Raw genomic sequence first — 15,598 nt, 5'->3', positions numbered from 1 at the left:
GTCTAGGAGGCGCCACCGACGCGGTCAGCCGACCCGCGACTCCACCGGGGGACGCCCCGTGAGCTCGCTCGCGGGGGAGGACGCGAGCTCGCCCGACCTGTGGAACGACCGGAGCACGAGCCACGCCCAGAACGGCGTGCAGACGACGGTGACGGCGAGCGCGAGCGGGCTGCCGTCGCTCGACGGGGTGCCCGCGTAGGGCGCCAGGAGGAGGAAGAGGACGGTGTTGTTGAGCACGTGCGCGACGATGGCGGCCTCGAGCCCGCCGGTGCGCCAGGTCAGCCAGGCAGCGGTCACGCCGAAGACGGCGACGTCGAGCACGCCCCACACGTTGTAGGCGTGCGAGAGGCCGAAGGCGACGGTCGGCACGACGATCGCGACGAGCGGCCGGGCGATCCACGACCCGAGCGACTGCATCGCGAAGCCGCGGAAGACGTACTCCTCCGCGCTGGCCTGCAGGGGAACGAGCAGGAGGATCACGACGACCGACCAGACGAGGGCGGCGGGCGGCGTCGTGACGGGCCCGGAGCCCAGATCGTCGCCCGTGACCAGCGGCACGACGAGGTAGCTGAGCAGGACGGTGAGGGCCATGAAGGCCGCGGCCGGGCCCACGCAGCGCAGCAGCCAGCGCCAGCGCAGGCGACCGGCGACGCTCGACAGCTGGCCCCAGCCGCCGAGCCCGGCGAGCTTCGTCGCGAACAGCACGGAGGGCAGCATGGTCGCGATCGAGCCCAGCGTCGCGAGCATGACCAGGGGCTGGGAGGCGTCGAGCGGGTCGTCCTGGAGGCCCTCGGCCAGGCGGGAGGCGGCGTCCGCTCCCCCGGCCGCGGCGACGACGGCGTAGAGGGCGAGCACGACCGCGTTCGACGCGACGACGTAGAAGACCGTGCCGAGCAGGAGCGCCAGCAGAGGCCGGTACCAGCGGTACGTCGGCAGGGTGCGGAACAGGCGGTGGTAGGCGACGGTCACGGGGTCGAGGCTAGCCGGGACAGCTGCGACGCCGGACGGCCCGGCCGCACCGTGGGGTGCGACCGGGCCGTCCAGGTCGAGCTGTGCGGCGGGGCGTCAGTCGGTGGTGCCGACCGAGGCGGTGCGACGGAGGCGCGTGGCCGTGACCACGCCGGCGCCGGCCAGCATCAGGGTCAGCGCGAGCGCCAGCCCGGTCATCGCGGCGTCGGAGCCCGTGTAGGCGAGGTCGCCCGCGGCCGTGACGCGCGTGGGGCGGGTCGAGGTGCCGGTGCCGGCACCAGTCCCGGTGCCCGCGCCGGTGCCCGCTCCGGCCCCGGGGGCGGGGACGGCGGGGTCGGTCGGGGCCGGGGTCGGGTCGACGACGACCGGCTCGGCGGCGGCGGCGAGGACGACGGGCACGTCGACGACCGTCCCCGTCCCGGCCACCGTGACGCGCAGCTGACGCACGACCGGGCCGGCCGTGGGGGCCGTGACGCCGGCGGGCACCGCGAACGACAGCGTCGCGCGCCCGGTCTCGTCGCCCTTGTCGACCACGGTGCGGTCGATCGGCTGCGAGGCGAGCTCGACGCCGTCGAGGCTGACCGAGACGGTGCCCGTCTCCGGCCCGACCTGCGAGCTGAAGAGCAGCGACGAGAGCGACAGCGTCACCGTGTCGCCGGCCGCGAAGCCGGCCTCGGGCGACGGGGTCGCCGTGACGCCGACCGAGCGCTGGGTGAAGTCCGGCGTGGCGACGCGGGCGGGCGAGCCGGCGGGCACGGTGAAGTAGTCCACCTGGGCCTGTAGGTCGACCTTGCCGCTGTCGGCGGCCGAGCCGGTGTTGAAGGCGGTGAAGTTGTCGCCGCCCGACGACAGGAACGAGTTGACCGTGACCTTGTACGAGGCCGCGCGGTCGAGCTCCGCGCCGTTCAGCGTGATCGTGCGGATGCGCTCACCGGAGGCGGCGGCCGGGTCGTACGTGTAGCTGAGGCCCTTCGAGACGCCCAGCTTGAGGAACGGCCGCGACGACCCGGCGGGCTGCCACTGCTGCTCGAGGGCCTGCTCGATCTGCGCCCCCGTCATGTCGACGACGACGAGCGTGTTGGCGAAGGGCTGCACGGCGGCGGCCTCGGCGAAGGTCAGGTTGCCGGCGGGGTCGCTGGCGCCCGCGGAGGCGTAGCGCAGGTCGGCACGGAGGCCGCCCGGGTTCATGAAGGCCATCTGCGACCCGTTGCCGACCGTGGCCTCGAGCTGCACGTCGGCGACGAAGTTGCCGAGGGTCGACTCGCCTCCGCGGTTCTCGGTGCCGTCGGACTGCACGGCGCGGGGGAAGTCGGCGGTGATCTCGCCGACCTTCTTCGCGCCCTCGACCGCGGCGACCGCGACGGCGTCGCTGACGATCTTCGCGACCTCGGGGTCGGGCGTCGCCTTCTGGTAGAGCGGCAGGAGCTCGCTCGTGACCGTCGTGGCCTTCGTGTCGGCGTCGAACGTGATCGCGAGGTGGCTCAGGTTCGCGCCGTAGCTGCCGGTCTGCACGACCGGGCGAGGCGTGGTGCCGCCGGTCGGCACGACCGAGAAGTTGTACGACTGGTGCGTGTGGCCCGACAGGATCGCGTCGACCTTCGGCGAGACGTCGGTCGCGATGCGGGCGAAGTCGCCGCCCGCGTCGAGCGCCGTGCCCGACGAGTTGCCCTCGTGCACGAGCAGCACGAGCACGTCGGCCTCGCCGTTCGCGGCGGCGCCGTCGCTGAGGTCGTCGGCCACGTCGTTGACGCTGTCGACGATGTCGCCGAAGGTGAGGCCGGCGATGCCGGACGGGCTGACCAGCTCGGGCATCAGCTCGGTGATCGCGCCGATGTAGCCGACCCTGACGCCGCCGACGTCCTTGACGAAGTAGGGGTCGTAGGCGTGCGAGCCGTCGGCCCGGAAGATGTTGGCCCCGAGGTAGGGGAAGTCGCTGGCGTCGTCGACGCGGCCGTTGAGGTCGTCCTGGCCGCGGTCGAACTCGTGGTTGCCGAGCGCGCTGACGTCGAGGTCCATCGCGTTGAGCGCGTCGAGGGCCGGCTTGTCCTCCTGGATGAAGGAGGTGAAGGTCGAGGCACCGATGTTGTCGCCCGACGACACGAACGACGTGTTCGGGTGGGTCGTGCGGAACTGGTCGACGAACCCGGCCATGACGGCGGCGCCGGCGACCGGCGAGGCCTCCTGCGCGATGCGGCCGTGGAAGTCGTTGATGCCGAGGATGTCGATGGTCGTCGGGGCTGCCTGGGCCGGGACGGCGGCCACGAGACCGGCGCCGAGGGTGGCGACGGCGACGAGCGAGAGGGCGGCGCGACGGCGACGACGCGGCGCTCCCGTCTCGGCCGGAGGTGCGATGGGGTGACGGGGGCGCATGTGCGGTGTGTCTCCTGGTGTCCGTGCGTGATCTCAGGCCCGCGGGAGGTGCCCGGGGCGGTCCGTCCCTCGGACGAGGGACAGACCCGACGAACATAAGATCTGGCTGGGAGCCGCACAAGGCTCCGCACACGTTCGTCACGTGCTGTTAACGCGACGGTCGTCGTCCACCCCCACCGCGCCTCCGGAGGTCCCGTTGCTGTCCGTGCTCCTCGGCCTCGCCGCCGCCGTCGCCTACGGCTCGGGCGACTTCCTCGGCGGTCTCGCGGCGCGTCGCCTGCCGCCGCTCCGCGTCACGGCGATCTCGGCGGCGAGCGGCCTCGTGCTGCTGCTCGTGCTGCTCGTCGTGGTGCCCGGCACCCCCTCCAGCGCCGCGGTCGGCTGGGGCGTCGCGAGCGGCGTGGCCGGCGCCGCCGCCATCGCCCTGCTCTACGCCTGCCTCGCGATCGGGCCGATGAGCATCCTGTCGCCGCTGACCGCCGTGGTCTCCGCGATCGTGCCGGTGGGCGTGGGCCTGCTGCAGGGCTCGCGGCTCGGGCCGGCCGGCTGGGCGGGCATCGCGCTCGCCCTCGTCGCGGTGGTGCTCGTCGGGTTCGTGCCCGACGCCTCCGCCCCGAAGCCGACCGCCGCCGGCCTGCTGATGGCCCTCGCGGCGGGCGTCGGCATCGGCGTCGTCCTCGTCTTCCTCGACCAGACGCCCGCCGACTCCGGCCTCGTGCCGCTGGTCGCGAACCGGGTCACGAACGTGGTGCTGACCGGAGGCGCGGTGGCGGTGCTCGCCCTGGTCGCGATCTCGAGGCGGCGGTCGCCGGGCGGGGGAGGCGCGGGTCGAGCAGGAGGCGCGGGTCGAGCAGGAGGCGCGGGTCGCGCGCTGCCGACGGCTCACGCCTCAGGCACGGCCGGGCCGGCAGGCATGCCGTCGGTGGCCCGGAGCCTCGCCCCCGCTCTCCGCCTCGCCCTGCTCTGCGGCGTGGCCGACGCCGGGGCGAACGTGCTCATCCTCCTCGGGCTCCGGCTCGGCGACCTCACCGTGATGAGCGTGCTGACCGCGCTCTACTCCGCCGTGACGGTGGTGCTGGCCGCCGTCGTGCTGCGGGAGCGGTTCACCCGGTCGCAGGTCGTCGGCCTCGTGCTCGCCCTCGCGGCGGCCGTCCTGCTCGCGCTCGACTGAGCACGGCCCCCCGTCGTCGTCGACGGCCCGCCCGCTCAGTCCTCGATGAGCCGCTTGCCGAGCACGACGACGTCCTGCCGCTCGTAGCCGAGCGCGCTCCACGCGGCGAGCGCGTCGTCGTTGCCCGACCGCACCATCAGCTGCTGCTTGGGGCAGCCCGCCTCGGTGAGCAGCCGCTCGACCTCGGCCACGAGCGCGCGGGCCCGGCCGCCGCCGCGGAGGGCCGGGGCGACGGCGACGTAGTAGAGCCAGCCGCGGTGGCCCTCGTGACCGGCCATGGCGGTGGCGACCACCGCCTCCCGCACTCCCCCGTCGACCGTCTCGACCGGCTCGGTGCCGACGAGGAAGAGCTCGGGCTGCACCTGGAGCTTGCGCTCGATGTCGCGGCGCGGGTCGTTCCACGGGCGGGTCAGGCCGCACTCCCCCCACAGGGCGACGACGGTCTCGGTGTCGGCGGGGGCGAAGGCGCGGATCTCCATCGGTCGAGCCTGCCAGACCGCGAGCGGCCCGGCGGCGCGGCGGCCCGGGGCGGCGGCGGAGCAGGAAGGAGTCGCGGGTCGAGGCCCGCCCGGAGGCCCGGTCGTAGGATGGGCCGTCTGCCCCGCCGACCCCGAGGAGCCCGTGTGACCCGAGCCGACCCCCGCCGCCGCCTGGCCGTGCTCGGCTCGCCGATCGCCCACTCGCTGTCGCCGAGCCTGCACGCCGCGGCGTACGAGGTGCTCGGGCTCGACCTCGAGTACGGCCGCGCCGAGGTCGCCTCGGGCGAGCTGCAGGGCTTCGTCGACGGCCTCGACGCGAGCTGGCGGGGGCTCAGCCTCACGATGCCGCTCAAGCGCGAGGTGCTGCCGCTGCTCGACACCGTCTCGCCGCTCGCGGCCCTGCTCGGCGTCGCCAACACCGTCGTCATCGACGACGAGGGCCGCCGGCACGGGCACAACACCGACGTCGACGGCATCGTCCGGGCCGTCGAGCGCCGGCACGACGTGCGGCCCGAGTCGGCCGTCATCCTCGGCGGCGGCGCGACGGCCGCCTCCGCGATGCACGCGGCCTGGCAGCTGGGAGCCCGGTCGTTCTCCGTCCACCTGCGCAGCCCCGGCCGCGCCGGCGAGCTGACCGCCCTCGCCGCGGAGCTCGGCGGCGACGTCGTCGTGGCCCCGCTCGGCGAGCTGCCCTCCATCGGCCCCCTCGACTTCGTCGTCAGCACCCTGCCCGCCGGCGCGGCCGACGACCTGCCGCTGCGGCCGCGGAGCTCGACGTCGGTGCTGTTCGACGTCGCCTACGACCCGTGGCCGACGCGCGCCGCGAGCGCCTGGGCGGCGCAGGGCGGCGTCGTGCTCAGCGGGCTCGACATGCTCGTCGAGCAGGCGATCGGGCAGGTGCGGTTGTTCACGGGGGGCGCGGCCGACGAGGCCCTCCCCGACGAGGGCGCCGTGCGGGCGGCCGTCCGCGCGGCCGCCGGGCTCGAGGCGGAGCCGTCGGGCGCCGCCGACCACCACGACCTCGGCGGCCACCACGACCGCGGCGGCCGCGGCGACCGGGCGGTGGTCTGACGTGCGTCCCACCCCGCAGCCCGTCGCCCTGCGCTCGGTGACCCTGGGCGACGGACGCCCCGCCGTCTGCGTGCCGCTGGTCGGGCGCACGGCCGCCGCGCTGGAGGCCACCGCCGTCGAGCTCGCGGCCCTGCCCCGGGGCGTGGTCGACGTCGTCGAGCTCCGCCTCGACTACCTCACCGCCGTCGCCGACCACGACCGCGTGCGGGAGGCCGTGGCCGCGGTGCGGCGGTCGCTGCGCGACGACGTCCCGCTGCTCGCGACCTTCCGCACGAAGCAGGAGGGCGGCGAGCGCGACATCACGCCCGACGCCTACGGTGCGCTGCTCGACGCGGTCGTCGCCCTCGACCCGGCCGAGCGCCCCGACGCGGTCGACGTCGAGATGTACACGCAGCCCGACGTGCGCGAGCACCTCGTCGACGCCGCGCACGGCGCGGGGCTCCGGGTCGTCATGTCGTCGCACGACTTCACGGCGACGCCGCTGCGTGCCGAGATCGTCTCGCGCCTCGTCGAGCAGCAGGAGAACGGCGCCGACGTGGTCAAGCTCGCCGCGATGCCGACGTCGCCCGCCGACGTGCTGACCCTCCTGGCGGCCACCGACGACTTCCGGTCGGGGCCCGGCCTGGTGCCCGCGGTGACGATGTCGATGGGGCCGCTCGGCGCCCTCTCGCGTCTCGCCGGCGAGACGGTCGGCTCGTGCCTGACGTTCGGCGCGGTCGGGGCGACGAGTGCGCCGGGGCAGCTCGACGCACGGGCCCTCGGCGTCGCGCTCGACCTGCTGCACGGGGCCTGACCGGGGCGGGGCGACCGGGGGCGCTGCCGGCCGAGGTGATCGGACCGACCTGGCCCGCGCCTCCCCCAGATCGAGGGTCGACCGCGTGGTCTGCCGCCGCGTCGGGTGCTGCGAGGCCTCCGGCGGACCCGACCTCGGCTCCACCACCGGGAAACGAGCGACGGGCGTCGCTCAACAGGAGTCTCGAGGCCGAGGATCCGCCGGAGTGACCCGAGGTTACCTCGCCGCCCGACCTGTCTCGGCCCGTCGTCCCCCGTCCACCCGGGTGACGCTCAGCCGGGGCTCGGCCCGCCCGAGGGCCGCCCACAGGCCCCAGAGGGGTGAGCAGCGCTCGACGAGATCGTGACGGAGGAGGCGCGGGGTCAGTACCCTTCAGGCACCCGGAGCAGAGGCTCCGGCTCACGAAGGAGAACCCATGAGCATCGGCGGCGGCATCGCCTTGATCGTGATCGGCGCGATCCTCGCGTTCGCTCTCGACTTCCAGGTCGCGGGCATCGACATCCAGCTGATCGGCTACATCCTCATCGCGGCGGGCATCATCGTCACGATCCTCGGGCTCGTCTTCGCGACGCGTCGTCGTCAGGTGACCTCGACCTCGCGCAGCGCGGTCGACCCGGTCAGCGGCGAGCAGGTCACGCGTCGCTCGACGCGCGACGACGGCGGCCCGATCGTCTGATCGACCCCGCACGACCCCTCGACGGGCCGCGCCCCCTCCCGACCCCCGTGGTCGTGGCGGGGACGCGGCCCGTCGCTCGTGGGGGAGGCGCGGGCGGGCGCCGAGTGGTCACGATCTGCTCGTCCCGGCGGCCGGGAGCAGCAGTTCGTGACCACTCGCCGAGCGAGGCCGGCCAGCGGGCGACGACGGGCGGGAGGAGACAGGCGGGAGGCGCGGAGCGAGTTGCGCCGGTCAGCCGACCGTGGAGCGCAGCGTCGACGAGCCGTCGGGCAGGCGTCGCACCTCGATGCGGTCGGCGATGCGCTGCTTGAGCTCGTCGACGTGGCTCACGATGCCGATCACCCGGCCGGAGTCGGAGAGACGACCGAGCTCGGTCATGACGGCGTCGAGCGTCTCGGGGTCGAGCGAGCCGAAGCCCTCGTCGACGAAGAGCGTGCCGAGCTCGAGGCCGCCCGCCTCCGCCTGGACCACGTCGGCGAGCCCGAGCGCGAGGCTCAGGGAGGCGTAGAAGGTCTCGCCGCCCGAGAAGCTCGCGGGGTCGCGGGTCGTGTCGGTCGACGCGTCGCGGATGGCGAGCGCGAGGCCCGTGCGCCGGGAGCGGGAGCCCTGCTCGCGCTCCTCCGAGGCCTCGAGCACGTAGCGACCGCTCGACATCACCCGCAGCCGGGCGTTCGCGGCCGCGACGACGTCGTCGAACCGACGGAGGAGCACGTACGTGCCGAGCGTCACCCCGCGCACGTTGACGGTGCCGGTGGCGCTCGTGAGGTCGGCCATCCGCACGACGGCCCGCGCCTCCTCGGCGACGGACTCGCCCGCGGCCTCGGCACGTCGGAGCGCGGCGAGCGCCTCGGTCGCGCGTCGGGCCCGGTCGGCGGACCGCCCGGCCGCGTCGGTGGCCGCCCCGAGGTCCACCTCGGCGACGCCGAGAGCCCCCTCCGCGGCCGGGACGTCGACCTCCTCCTCACCGGTGAGGGCGGCAATGGACGGGTCGGCCAGGCCCGCGCCGACGACGGCCAGCTCGGCGTCGTGCCCCGCGACGCGACGACCGAGGGAGTCGCGCTCCGGGCCGGGCAGGACCGCCGCGGCGGCGTCGTCGGCCGTCGCGAAGCCCGATGCGGCCAGCGCCTCGGCGAGCTCGACGCGACGCTGGTCGTGCGCGATCCGGGCGACCTCGGCCGCGCGGAGGGCGGAGACGAGACGATCCGCGAGGTCGGCGCGACGGGTGAGGAGGCCGACGCGGTCGGCGACGGTCCCCGTAGGCCGCTCGGCGTGGCCGTCGGCGTTCCCGTCGGCACGCCCCTCGGCTCCTGCTCCGGCGACGGCCTCGGCGACGAGCGCCTCGTCGTCGGCGAGCCGGCGTCGATCGCCCTCGAGCCGCTCGGCGCGGGTGGCTCGGAGCGTGCGGGTCGTCTCGGCCCGGGTGCGCAGCGCCTCCGCCTCACGGTCGTGGTCATCGAGCGCCCGCTCCGCGGCCCGGGCGGACGCCACGGCGGCACGGGCGCGGTCGAGCGCCTGCTCCGCCTCGGTGACGGCCTCCCGGGCCCCGGCCTCGTCGAGGTCGCCGAGCCCCGCCACGGCGACGTCGAGACGGGCACGGGCCGCGGCCGCGGCGGCGGCCGCGTCGCGCTGCCGCTGCCCCGCGGCGCGGGCGGAGAGGGCGGCGGCCTCCACGTCGTCGTCGGTCGGGTGGTCGTCGGTCGGGGCGGCCGGGGCCGGGTGCTCGATCGACCCGCAGACCGGGCACGGCTCTCCGGCCTCGAGCGAGAGCGCGAGCTGGCCGGCCGTGCCGGTGATCTGCCGACGACGGAGCCCGGCCTCGAGGTCGAGCTCGACCAGCGCCTCCGTCGACCGGTCGGCGAGGAGCTCGTCGAGCCGCGTCGCCTCCTGCCTCAGGGCGTCCGTCGCGAGCACGGCGGCGAGCTGCGCACGGGCGTCGGCGACCCGGCGGGCGACGGCGGGCTCGTCGTCGGCCGACCGCCGGGCGGCATCACGAGCGGTGACCAGGGCGGTCCTCGCGACGGGGCCCTCGGCGAGCTCAGCGTCGAGCGCTGCGAGGTCGACGTCGACCTGCTCGAGCGCTCGGCCCGCGTCGAGCAGCTCGGCACGACGGCCGGGCAGCCCCCGCTCGACGGCGGCGACCCGGCCGAGCACGGCGAGGTCGGAGCGCAGGTCGTCGCGGTGGGCCGCGACGGCGGCGGCCACCTCGGGCAGCGTGGGGTCCTCTCCCCCGTGGCTGTCGAAGCTGTCGAAGCTGTCGAAGCTGTCGAAGCTGTCGAAGCCGGCGGTGCCGTCGGTGCTGTCGGTGCTGTCCGCGCGCTCGGCCGACGGCCACGCCCCGGTGACGAGCACCAGCCCGGGCACGGACTCCAGCTCCGGGTCGGCGTCCGTCGCCGCCTCCCGCGCGTCGACCAGCGCCGCGCGGGCCTCGGCGAGCACGGCCTGCGCCGCCCGGAGGCCCCGGGCCGCTCCGGTCACCGTGTCGGCCCGGCCCGCGGCCTCGAGGCGCGACCGGGCCTCGTCGACCGCGACCGCCGCCTCCGTCAGGCGGGCGCTCCGGGCCTGCAGGTCGGCGCGGAGGTCGAGGGCCGCCCGCAGGCGGCGCTGCTCGTCGAGGCGGCGCCGCGCGTCGTCGTGCACCCGTCGAGCCTCGCCCCGCCGCTCGGCGGCCGCGTCGGAGTCGCGGACGAGCGCTGCGAGGACGCCGTCGACGGTGGCCGGGAGACCCTCGGCGCCCTCGGAGGGCTGAGCCCCCGAGTCGCCCGAGTCGCCCCCGGCACCCGCACCGACCGGGGCGGCCTGCCCGGCGAGGGCCGCCTCCAGCGCCGCTCCGACGACCGGGTCGTCGTCGACCCCGAGCGCCTCGCGCAGCCGGGCGACCGCGAGCTCGACGCCCCGGTCGGCCTCGGCGACGGCCGCGTGGGCCGCGCGCCGCCCCTCGGCCAGGCGGGCCGTCGTCAGCTCGTAGATCTCGGTGCCGAAGAGGGACTGCAGCATGCGCCGGCGGTCTTCCCCCGACGAGCGGAGGAACGCCGCGAACTCGCCCTGGGGCAGCACGACCGTCTGCACGAACTGCTGACGGGTCAGGCCGAGCACCCGGCCGATCTCGTGCCCGACCTCCTGCGTGCTGGTGGACACCACCTCGCCGTCGACCGAGTCGGGCGAGGTCAGGCGGACGAGCGTGGCCGTCGCGTTCGCCGGCGTCGTGCCGGTGCCCCGGCTCTTCGGCCGCTGCCACGCCGGGCTCCGGCGGATGCGGTGCACGCCGGCCGCCGTCTCGAACACGAGCTCGGCGAACGGCTCGACGTGCGCCGCGGCGTGGTGGCTGCGGAGGCGGTCGCGGCTGGCGCCCTCGCCCGCGAGCTGCCCGTAGAGGGCGAAGACGATCGCGTCGATGACGGTCGACTTGCCGGCCCCGGTCGGCCCCTCGAGCAGGAAGGTGCCCGAGGCGCCCAGCGCCGCGAAGTCGATGGAGTGCTCGCCGGCGTAGGGGCCGAGGGCACGCAGGGTCAGCCGGTGCAGGATCACTCGCTGCCCTCGCTCGCCCTCGCGGCCTCGTACGCCGCCCGCACGACGGCGAGCTCGGCGTCGCTGGCCGGGGCCCCCGAGGCGAAGGCGACGAAGTCGGCCGCGACCTCGACGGGGTCGGTCTCGGCCGTCACCACGCGCAGCCGGGGCGAGTCGACGGCGCCGACGGGCGTGTGCAGCACGGCGAGCGCGTGCGGGAACCTCTCCCGGACGCGCGCCCACAGGTGGTCGGGGTGCACGGGGTCGGTCACGCTGACCCGCAGCCAGGCGTCGACGAGGTCGTCGTGCCGGCCGTCGAGCAGGTGCTCGAGGGTGTCGGTCACCTCGGCCAGACGGCGCGGCACCGGTGCGGCGACGAGCTCGACCTCCACCGTGCCGTCGGCGGCGAGGTCGACGACGGCCGTCGACTTCACGTGCCCGACCTCGCCGAACGAGAAGGCCAGGGGCGAGCCCGAGTAGCGCAGCACCGGGTGCGACCCGGCGGCGGCGCCCACGCGCTGGGCGCCGTGCAGGTGGCCGAGGGCGACGTAGTCGACGCCGTCGAAGACCGCCGAGGGCACCACGTCGACCCCGCCGACGCGGATGTCGCGTTCGCTCTCGCTCCGCTCGACGACGGCGCCGCCCGCGACGAAGGCGTGCGCGACGACGACCGAGCGGGTGCCGGGCCGCGTCGCCAGGTCGGCCCTGACCCGGTCGAGCGCCGCGCCGACGACGGCCTCGTGCGACCGGGCGAGGGGCCCGTCGGCGCCGTCGGGCGCGAGCGCGTGCCGCACGGTGTCGGGGTCGAGGTAGGGCAGCCCGTAGAAGGCCACGGGCCCGTGCACGTCGTCGACGACGACCGGCTCGTCGAGCCGGTCGACCGCGGCCAGCACGTGGAGGCCCGGCCGCATCAGCTCGGCGGCGAAGCCCAGCCGCGCGGCGGAGTCGTGGTTGCCCGGCGTCACGACGACGACGGCGAGCTCGCTCAGCCGCCGCAGGGCCGAGCCGAGGAGGCGCACGCTGGGCACCGAGGGCACGGCCCGGTCGTACACGTCGCCCGCCACCACGACCACGTCGACCGCGCGCTCGGCCACGAGGTCGACGAGGTGGTCGACGAAGGCGGCCTGGTGCTCGAGGAGGTCGACGCCGTGCAGGGTCCGCCCCAGGTGCCAGTCGCTCGTGTGCAGGATGCGCACGGGGCCCCTCTCGCTCGCGGTGGTCGTGGCGCCGGCGGTGCTGCCGGACGGTCGTCACTGTATCGACGCCGACCGACACCCGAGGTGCGGCGTGGCCCTGCCTGCGGGGCCGGCACCGCGCCTCCTCGTCGCCCGTCGGCCCCGGGAGGGAGGAACATGGTCGGAGCCCGCGCCGCCCGCACCGACCGAGACGCCCCCGGAGACCCCCGTGACCCTCACCGAGACCGACACGACCGCCCTGCGCGAGGCGGTCGCCGCCCGCCGCGAGGCGATGATCGCCGACCTCGTGGCCTACGCGTCGCTCGAGACCCCCTCCGACGACGTCGACCTGCTCGCCGCCGGGCTCGCGTGGATCGAGGCGTGGCTCGAGCGGACGGCCGGCCCCGCCGCCGCCCGCCGGGTGAGCGTCGTCGAGGGCTACGGCGACGCCGTCACGCTCGAGCACCCGTCACCGACCGGCTCGGCCGAGTGGGTCACGGCTCTCTGCCACTACGACACGGTCTGGGCCGAGGGCACGCTCGCCGAGTGGCCCGTGCAGATCGACGGCGACCGCATGACCGGCCCCGGTGTCTTCGACATGAAGTCCGGGCTCGTGCAGCTCGGGCACTCCCTGGCCGTCTCCGATTCACTCGGCCTGCCGCGGCCCGGCGTGCGCATCGTGCTGACCGGCGACGAGGAGGTCGGCAGCATCGCGTCGCGCCCCGTGATCGAGGCCGAGGTGCGCCGGGGAGGCGCGGTGCTCGTCTTCGAGTCCGCCGCCGAGGGCGCGGTCAAGACCGCCCGCAAGGGCGTCGGCATCTACGAGGTCGAGACGTTCGGCGTCGAGGTGCACGCCGGGCTCCACCCGCGCGGCGGGGCGAGCGCCATCGACGAGATGGCCCGTCTCGTGCTGCAGCTGCACGGCGAGGCCGACGTCGAGGCCGGCACGTCGCTGAACGTCGGCATCGTGCAGGGCGGGACGCGGACGAACGTCCGGGCCGGGCACGCCCGCGCCATGGTCGACGTGCGGGTCACCCGGGCCGACGAGGCCGCCCGCGTCGAGCAGCTGTTCGCGTCGCTGGCCCCGCACGACCCGCTCGCCCGGGTCGAGGTCACCGGCGGCTGGAACCGCCCCGTGATGGAGCGGTCGGCGGCGACGGGCGCGCTCTACGAACGGGCCGCCGCGGTCGCCGGGCAGCTGGGCTTCGAGCTGCGCGAGGTGTCGGTCGGCGGGGCGAGCGACGGCAACTTCGCGGCCGCGCTCGGCGCAGCCGTGCTCGACGGGGTCGGCGGCGTGGGCGGCGGCGCCCACGCGCGCCACGAGTGGATCAGCCTCGACGGCATGGTGGAGCGCAGCGAGTTCGTCGTGGCGCTGCTCGCCGAGCTGGCGTAGCGCGGCCGGGCGCCCGCACCGGGCGTCAGAGGGCGCGCGTCAGGCGCCGGGCTGTTCGCCCGCGTGCGCCACGGCGTCGTCGACGATGTGCGAGACGTGCAGGTCGGCGACCGAGTAGATCGCCTCGCGCCCGACGCGGTCGACCTGGACGAGGCCCGCAGCTCGCAGGGTGCGCAGGTGCTGCGAGACGAGGGGCTGTGACAGCCCGGACGCCTCGACCAGGGCGGAGACCCCCGCCTCGCCCTCGCCGAGGAGGCGGAGCAGGCGCAGGCGGGACGACGACGACAGCGCCTTGAACAGCTCGGCGGCGGCCTCGAGGCCCTCGGTGGACATGGAGACACATTAGCCGCGGCGCATGCGACGCGCGCGGCCGCGGTGCCGGGCGCACCGAGGGCCCCGCTGACGAGCGGGGCCCTCGGTCGCGACGATCAGTGCTCGTCGTAGTGGTCGCCGTGCTGAGCGTGCTTGTGCTCGCCGTGCACGTAGTCGACGTGGTCGTCGTGCGTCACGGTCTCGTGGCCGCAGTCGGTGCCGTGCTGGTGCTCGGTGACGGTGTGCTCGGCGTGGGTCTCGGTGTCGGTCATGGCGGTCCTTCCGGAGGGGCGGGTCGTGCGGGCAGGAGCAGTCCATCATGACGCATGCACGGATTGCAATGCGTTCATCCAATCGATGATGAGAACCAGCACCGACAGGAGCGCGAGACACCGCGACCATGACCGACGACGACCGGCGGCGGCCTCAGCCCTGGCGCGTGTTCCAGCGCGGGTTCGCCTTGTTGATGACGTAGACGCGACCGCGCCGGCGCACCACCTGCGAGCCGGGGACGAGCTTCAGCGCCTTGAGCGAGTTGCGGACCTTCATGGGTGACCTCCGTGTTGTTGAGAACGGTTTTCATCTAGGGTAGCCGCATGAGACACGACCTGCCGAGCCAGCGCCTCCCACGACACCGGGGGGTCACCCTCGTGGCCGGGCAGGAGGAGGCGGCCCTGCAGCACGTCGCCGACACGCTCGCCCGCCCCGACAGCCACCGATTGGCCCCGGGGCCCGACGTGCACGACGCCGTCGACGAGGTCCACCGTGCCGTGCTCGACCTCGCCCGGAGCGGCGAGCCCGTGGACGTCGCCGTCCAGCTGCGCCCCGGCACCCCGACCCGCTCGACGGCGCTGCTGCTCGGCTCGCTGCTCGACCACGACCTCGGCCGCCCCGACGGGGCGTCGCTGCTGCAGCACGTGGCGTGCGTGGTCAGCGCCGACGACCTCGCCGACCTCGTGCTGCGCGGCACGGACGACCGCTTCGCGGCGGCCGAGCACGTCGTGGAGCTCGTGGAGCACGCGACCCTCGTCGTGCTCACCGACGTGGGCGCGGTGACGGAGCGCGAGCACCGCCTCCTCGCGGCCCTGCTCGGGGTGCTGGCCCCGACCGCGACGGTGCTGCCGATCACGTCGCTGACGGCGGGCTGCCTGCCCACGCCGGGCCGCGCCTCGGCCCTCTCCGGCTCCGCGGGCTGGATGCGGGCCCTCTCCGACGACGCCCCCGACGTCGTCGAGGGCGACCCCGTGTCGACGGTGGTCTACCGCGACGAGCGGCCCTTCCACCCCGAGCGCCTGGCCGTCGCCCTGGAGCAGACGTTCACCCCCGGGCCGGCCGGCACCGTGCTCCGGTCACGGGGCTTCACCCAGTTCGCGACCCGGGCCGACCGGGTCGGCTCCTGGTCGAGCGTCGGCCAGATGCTCAGCCTCGACCCGACGTCACGGCCGTCGTGGCACCCGGAGTCGCCGCACGGCCAGCAGATCACGTTCTTCGGGCTCGACCTCGACGCCGGACTCGTCCGTCGCGCGCTCGACGAGTGCCTCCTCACGGACGCCGAGCTGCTCGCCGACCCGGCCTCGTGGCGCGACCTGGTCGACCCCTTCCCGACCTGGGACGACGCGACGGGGCGGCCGGGGCACGGTCACGCCCACTGAGCTGACTCGCCCGAGGGGCCGAGCCGCCACGGG

The 15,598-nt window shown here is 75.7% G+C and carries 14 protein-coding genes; 6 read left to right on the top strand and 8 right to left on the bottom strand.

Annotation, left to right across the window (positions count from 1 at the left end; genetic code table 11):
• Positions 1 to 24: 24 nt before the first annotated feature.
• Positions 25 to 969 carry a type II CAAX endopeptidase family protein gene (locus ASF82_RS00460; protein ID WP_056051997.1) on the bottom strand — a complete coding sequence of 315 codons (945 nt, stop codon included), beginning with the start codon at positions 967 to 969 and terminating at the stop codon, positions 25 to 27.
• 96 nt (positions 970 to 1,065) lie between these two features.
• A complete protein-coding gene (locus ASF82_RS00455; RefSeq protein ID WP_056051994.1) occupies positions 1,066 to 3,339 on the bottom strand; it encodes a bifunctional UDP-sugar hydrolase/5'-nucleotidase in 2,274 nt (757 codons plus the stop codon).
• A gap of 205 nt (positions 3,340 to 3,544) precedes the next feature.
• Here ASF82_RS00455 and ASF82_RS00450 point away from each other — a divergent pair, with 205 nt between their 5' ends.
• Complete coding sequence (locus tag ASF82_RS00450) at positions 3,545 to 4,510, top strand: EamA family transporter (RefSeq protein WP_235491191.1); 966 nt, start codon at positions 3,545 to 3,547, stop codon at positions 4,508 to 4,510.
• 35 nt (positions 4,511 to 4,545) lie between these two features.
• On the opposite strand, the gene ASF82_RS00445 is transcribed toward ASF82_RS00450, so the two are convergent.
• On the bottom strand, positions 4,546 to 4,989 hold the full coding sequence (locus tag ASF82_RS00445) for a GNAT family acetyltransferase (protein ID WP_056051988.1): 444 nt from the start codon (positions 4,987 to 4,989) through the stop codon (positions 4,546 to 4,548).
• 144 nt (positions 4,990 to 5,133) lie between these two features.
• Here ASF82_RS00445 and ASF82_RS00440 point away from each other — a divergent pair, with 144 nt between their 5' ends.
• The 3 genes from ASF82_RS00440 (at position 5,134) to ASF82_RS00430 (ending at position 7,529) form a co-directional block, all read left to right on the top strand.
• Positions 5,134 to 6,060, top strand: coding sequence for a shikimate dehydrogenase (locus ASF82_RS00440; RefSeq protein WP_235491116.1), 927 nt, complete (start codon positions 5,134 to 5,136; stop codon positions 6,058 to 6,060).
• 1 nt (position 6,061) lies between these two features.
• Positions 6,062 to 6,853 carry a type I 3-dehydroquinate dehydratase gene (gene aroD, locus ASF82_RS00435; protein WP_056051984.1) on the top strand — a complete coding sequence of 264 codons (792 nt, stop codon included), beginning with the start codon at positions 6,062 to 6,064 and terminating at the stop codon, positions 6,851 to 6,853.
• 415 nt (positions 6,854 to 7,268) lie between these two features.
• Entirely contained in the window at positions 7,269 to 7,529 is a 261-nt protein-coding gene (locus ASF82_RS00430; protein ID WP_056051981.1) for a DUF6458 family protein, read from the top strand.
• A 231-nt stretch (positions 7,530 to 7,760) separates the two neighbouring features.
• Here ASF82_RS00430 and ASF82_RS00425 read toward each other — a convergent pair whose 3' ends face one another.
• Entirely contained in the window at positions 7,761 to 11,054 is a 3,294-nt protein-coding gene (locus tag ASF82_RS00425) for an AAA family ATPase (protein ID WP_056051978.1), read from the bottom strand.
• Positions 11,051 to 12,229 (bottom strand): exonuclease SbcCD subunit D, encoded by a 1,179-nt coding sequence (locus ASF82_RS00420; RefSeq protein WP_056051975.1) that lies wholly within the window; start codon positions 12,227 to 12,229, stop codon positions 11,051 to 11,053. Before ASF82_RS00420 ends, ASF82_RS00425 begins: the two co-directional genes overlap by 4 nt.
• A gap of 208 nt (positions 12,230 to 12,437) precedes the next feature.
• On the opposite strand from ASF82_RS00420, the gene ASF82_RS00415 reads away from it, so the two are divergent.
• On the top strand, positions 12,438 to 13,601 hold the full coding sequence (locus ASF82_RS00415) for a M20/M25/M40 family metallo-hydrolase (RefSeq protein WP_200931955.1): 1,164 nt from the start codon (positions 12,438 to 12,440) through the stop codon (positions 13,599 to 13,601).
• 39 nt (positions 13,602 to 13,640) lie between these two features.
• Here the strand turns inward: ASF82_RS00415 and ASF82_RS00410 are convergent, their stop codons facing one another.
• The 3 genes from ASF82_RS00410 to ykgO all read right to left on the bottom strand — a co-directional run bounded on the left by ASF82_RS00410 (position 13,641) and on the right by ykgO (position 14,462).
• The gene (locus ASF82_RS00410; RefSeq protein WP_056051972.1) at positions 13,641 to 13,934 is read right to left on the bottom strand and encodes a helix-turn-helix transcriptional regulator; all 294 of its coding nucleotides are present in this window, start codon (positions 13,932 to 13,934) and stop codon (positions 13,641 to 13,643) included.
• A gap of 95 nt (positions 13,935 to 14,029) precedes the next feature.
• A complete protein-coding gene (locus ASF82_RS00405) occupies positions 14,030 to 14,185 on the bottom strand; it encodes a hypothetical protein (RefSeq protein ID WP_056051970.1) in 156 nt (51 codons plus the stop codon).
• Between the two features lie 154 nt (positions 14,186 to 14,339).
• Positions 14,340 to 14,462 carry a type B 50S ribosomal protein L36 gene (ykgO, locus tag ASF82_RS00400; protein ID WP_056051966.1) on the bottom strand — a complete coding sequence of 41 codons (123 nt, stop codon included), beginning with the start codon at positions 14,460 to 14,462 and terminating at the stop codon, positions 14,340 to 14,342.
• A gap of 47 nt (positions 14,463 to 14,509) precedes the next feature.
• On the opposite strand from ykgO, the gene ASF82_RS00395 reads away from it, so the two are divergent.
• Positions 14,510 to 15,565: a GTP-binding protein gene (locus tag ASF82_RS00395; protein WP_156369863.1), complete on the top strand. Its 1,056-nt coding sequence runs from the start codon at positions 14,510 to 14,512 to the stop codon at positions 15,563 to 15,565.
• Positions 15,566 to 15,598: the final 33 nt, after the last annotated feature.

This window comes from Frigoribacterium sp. Leaf164, from assembly GCF_001423665.1.
In the GTDB taxonomy this organism is placed as follows: Bacteria; Actinomycetota; Actinomycetes; order Actinomycetales; family Microbacteriaceae; genus Frigoribacterium; species Frigoribacterium endophyticum.
This window is presented reverse-complemented; position numbering and strand designations above follow the sequence as displayed.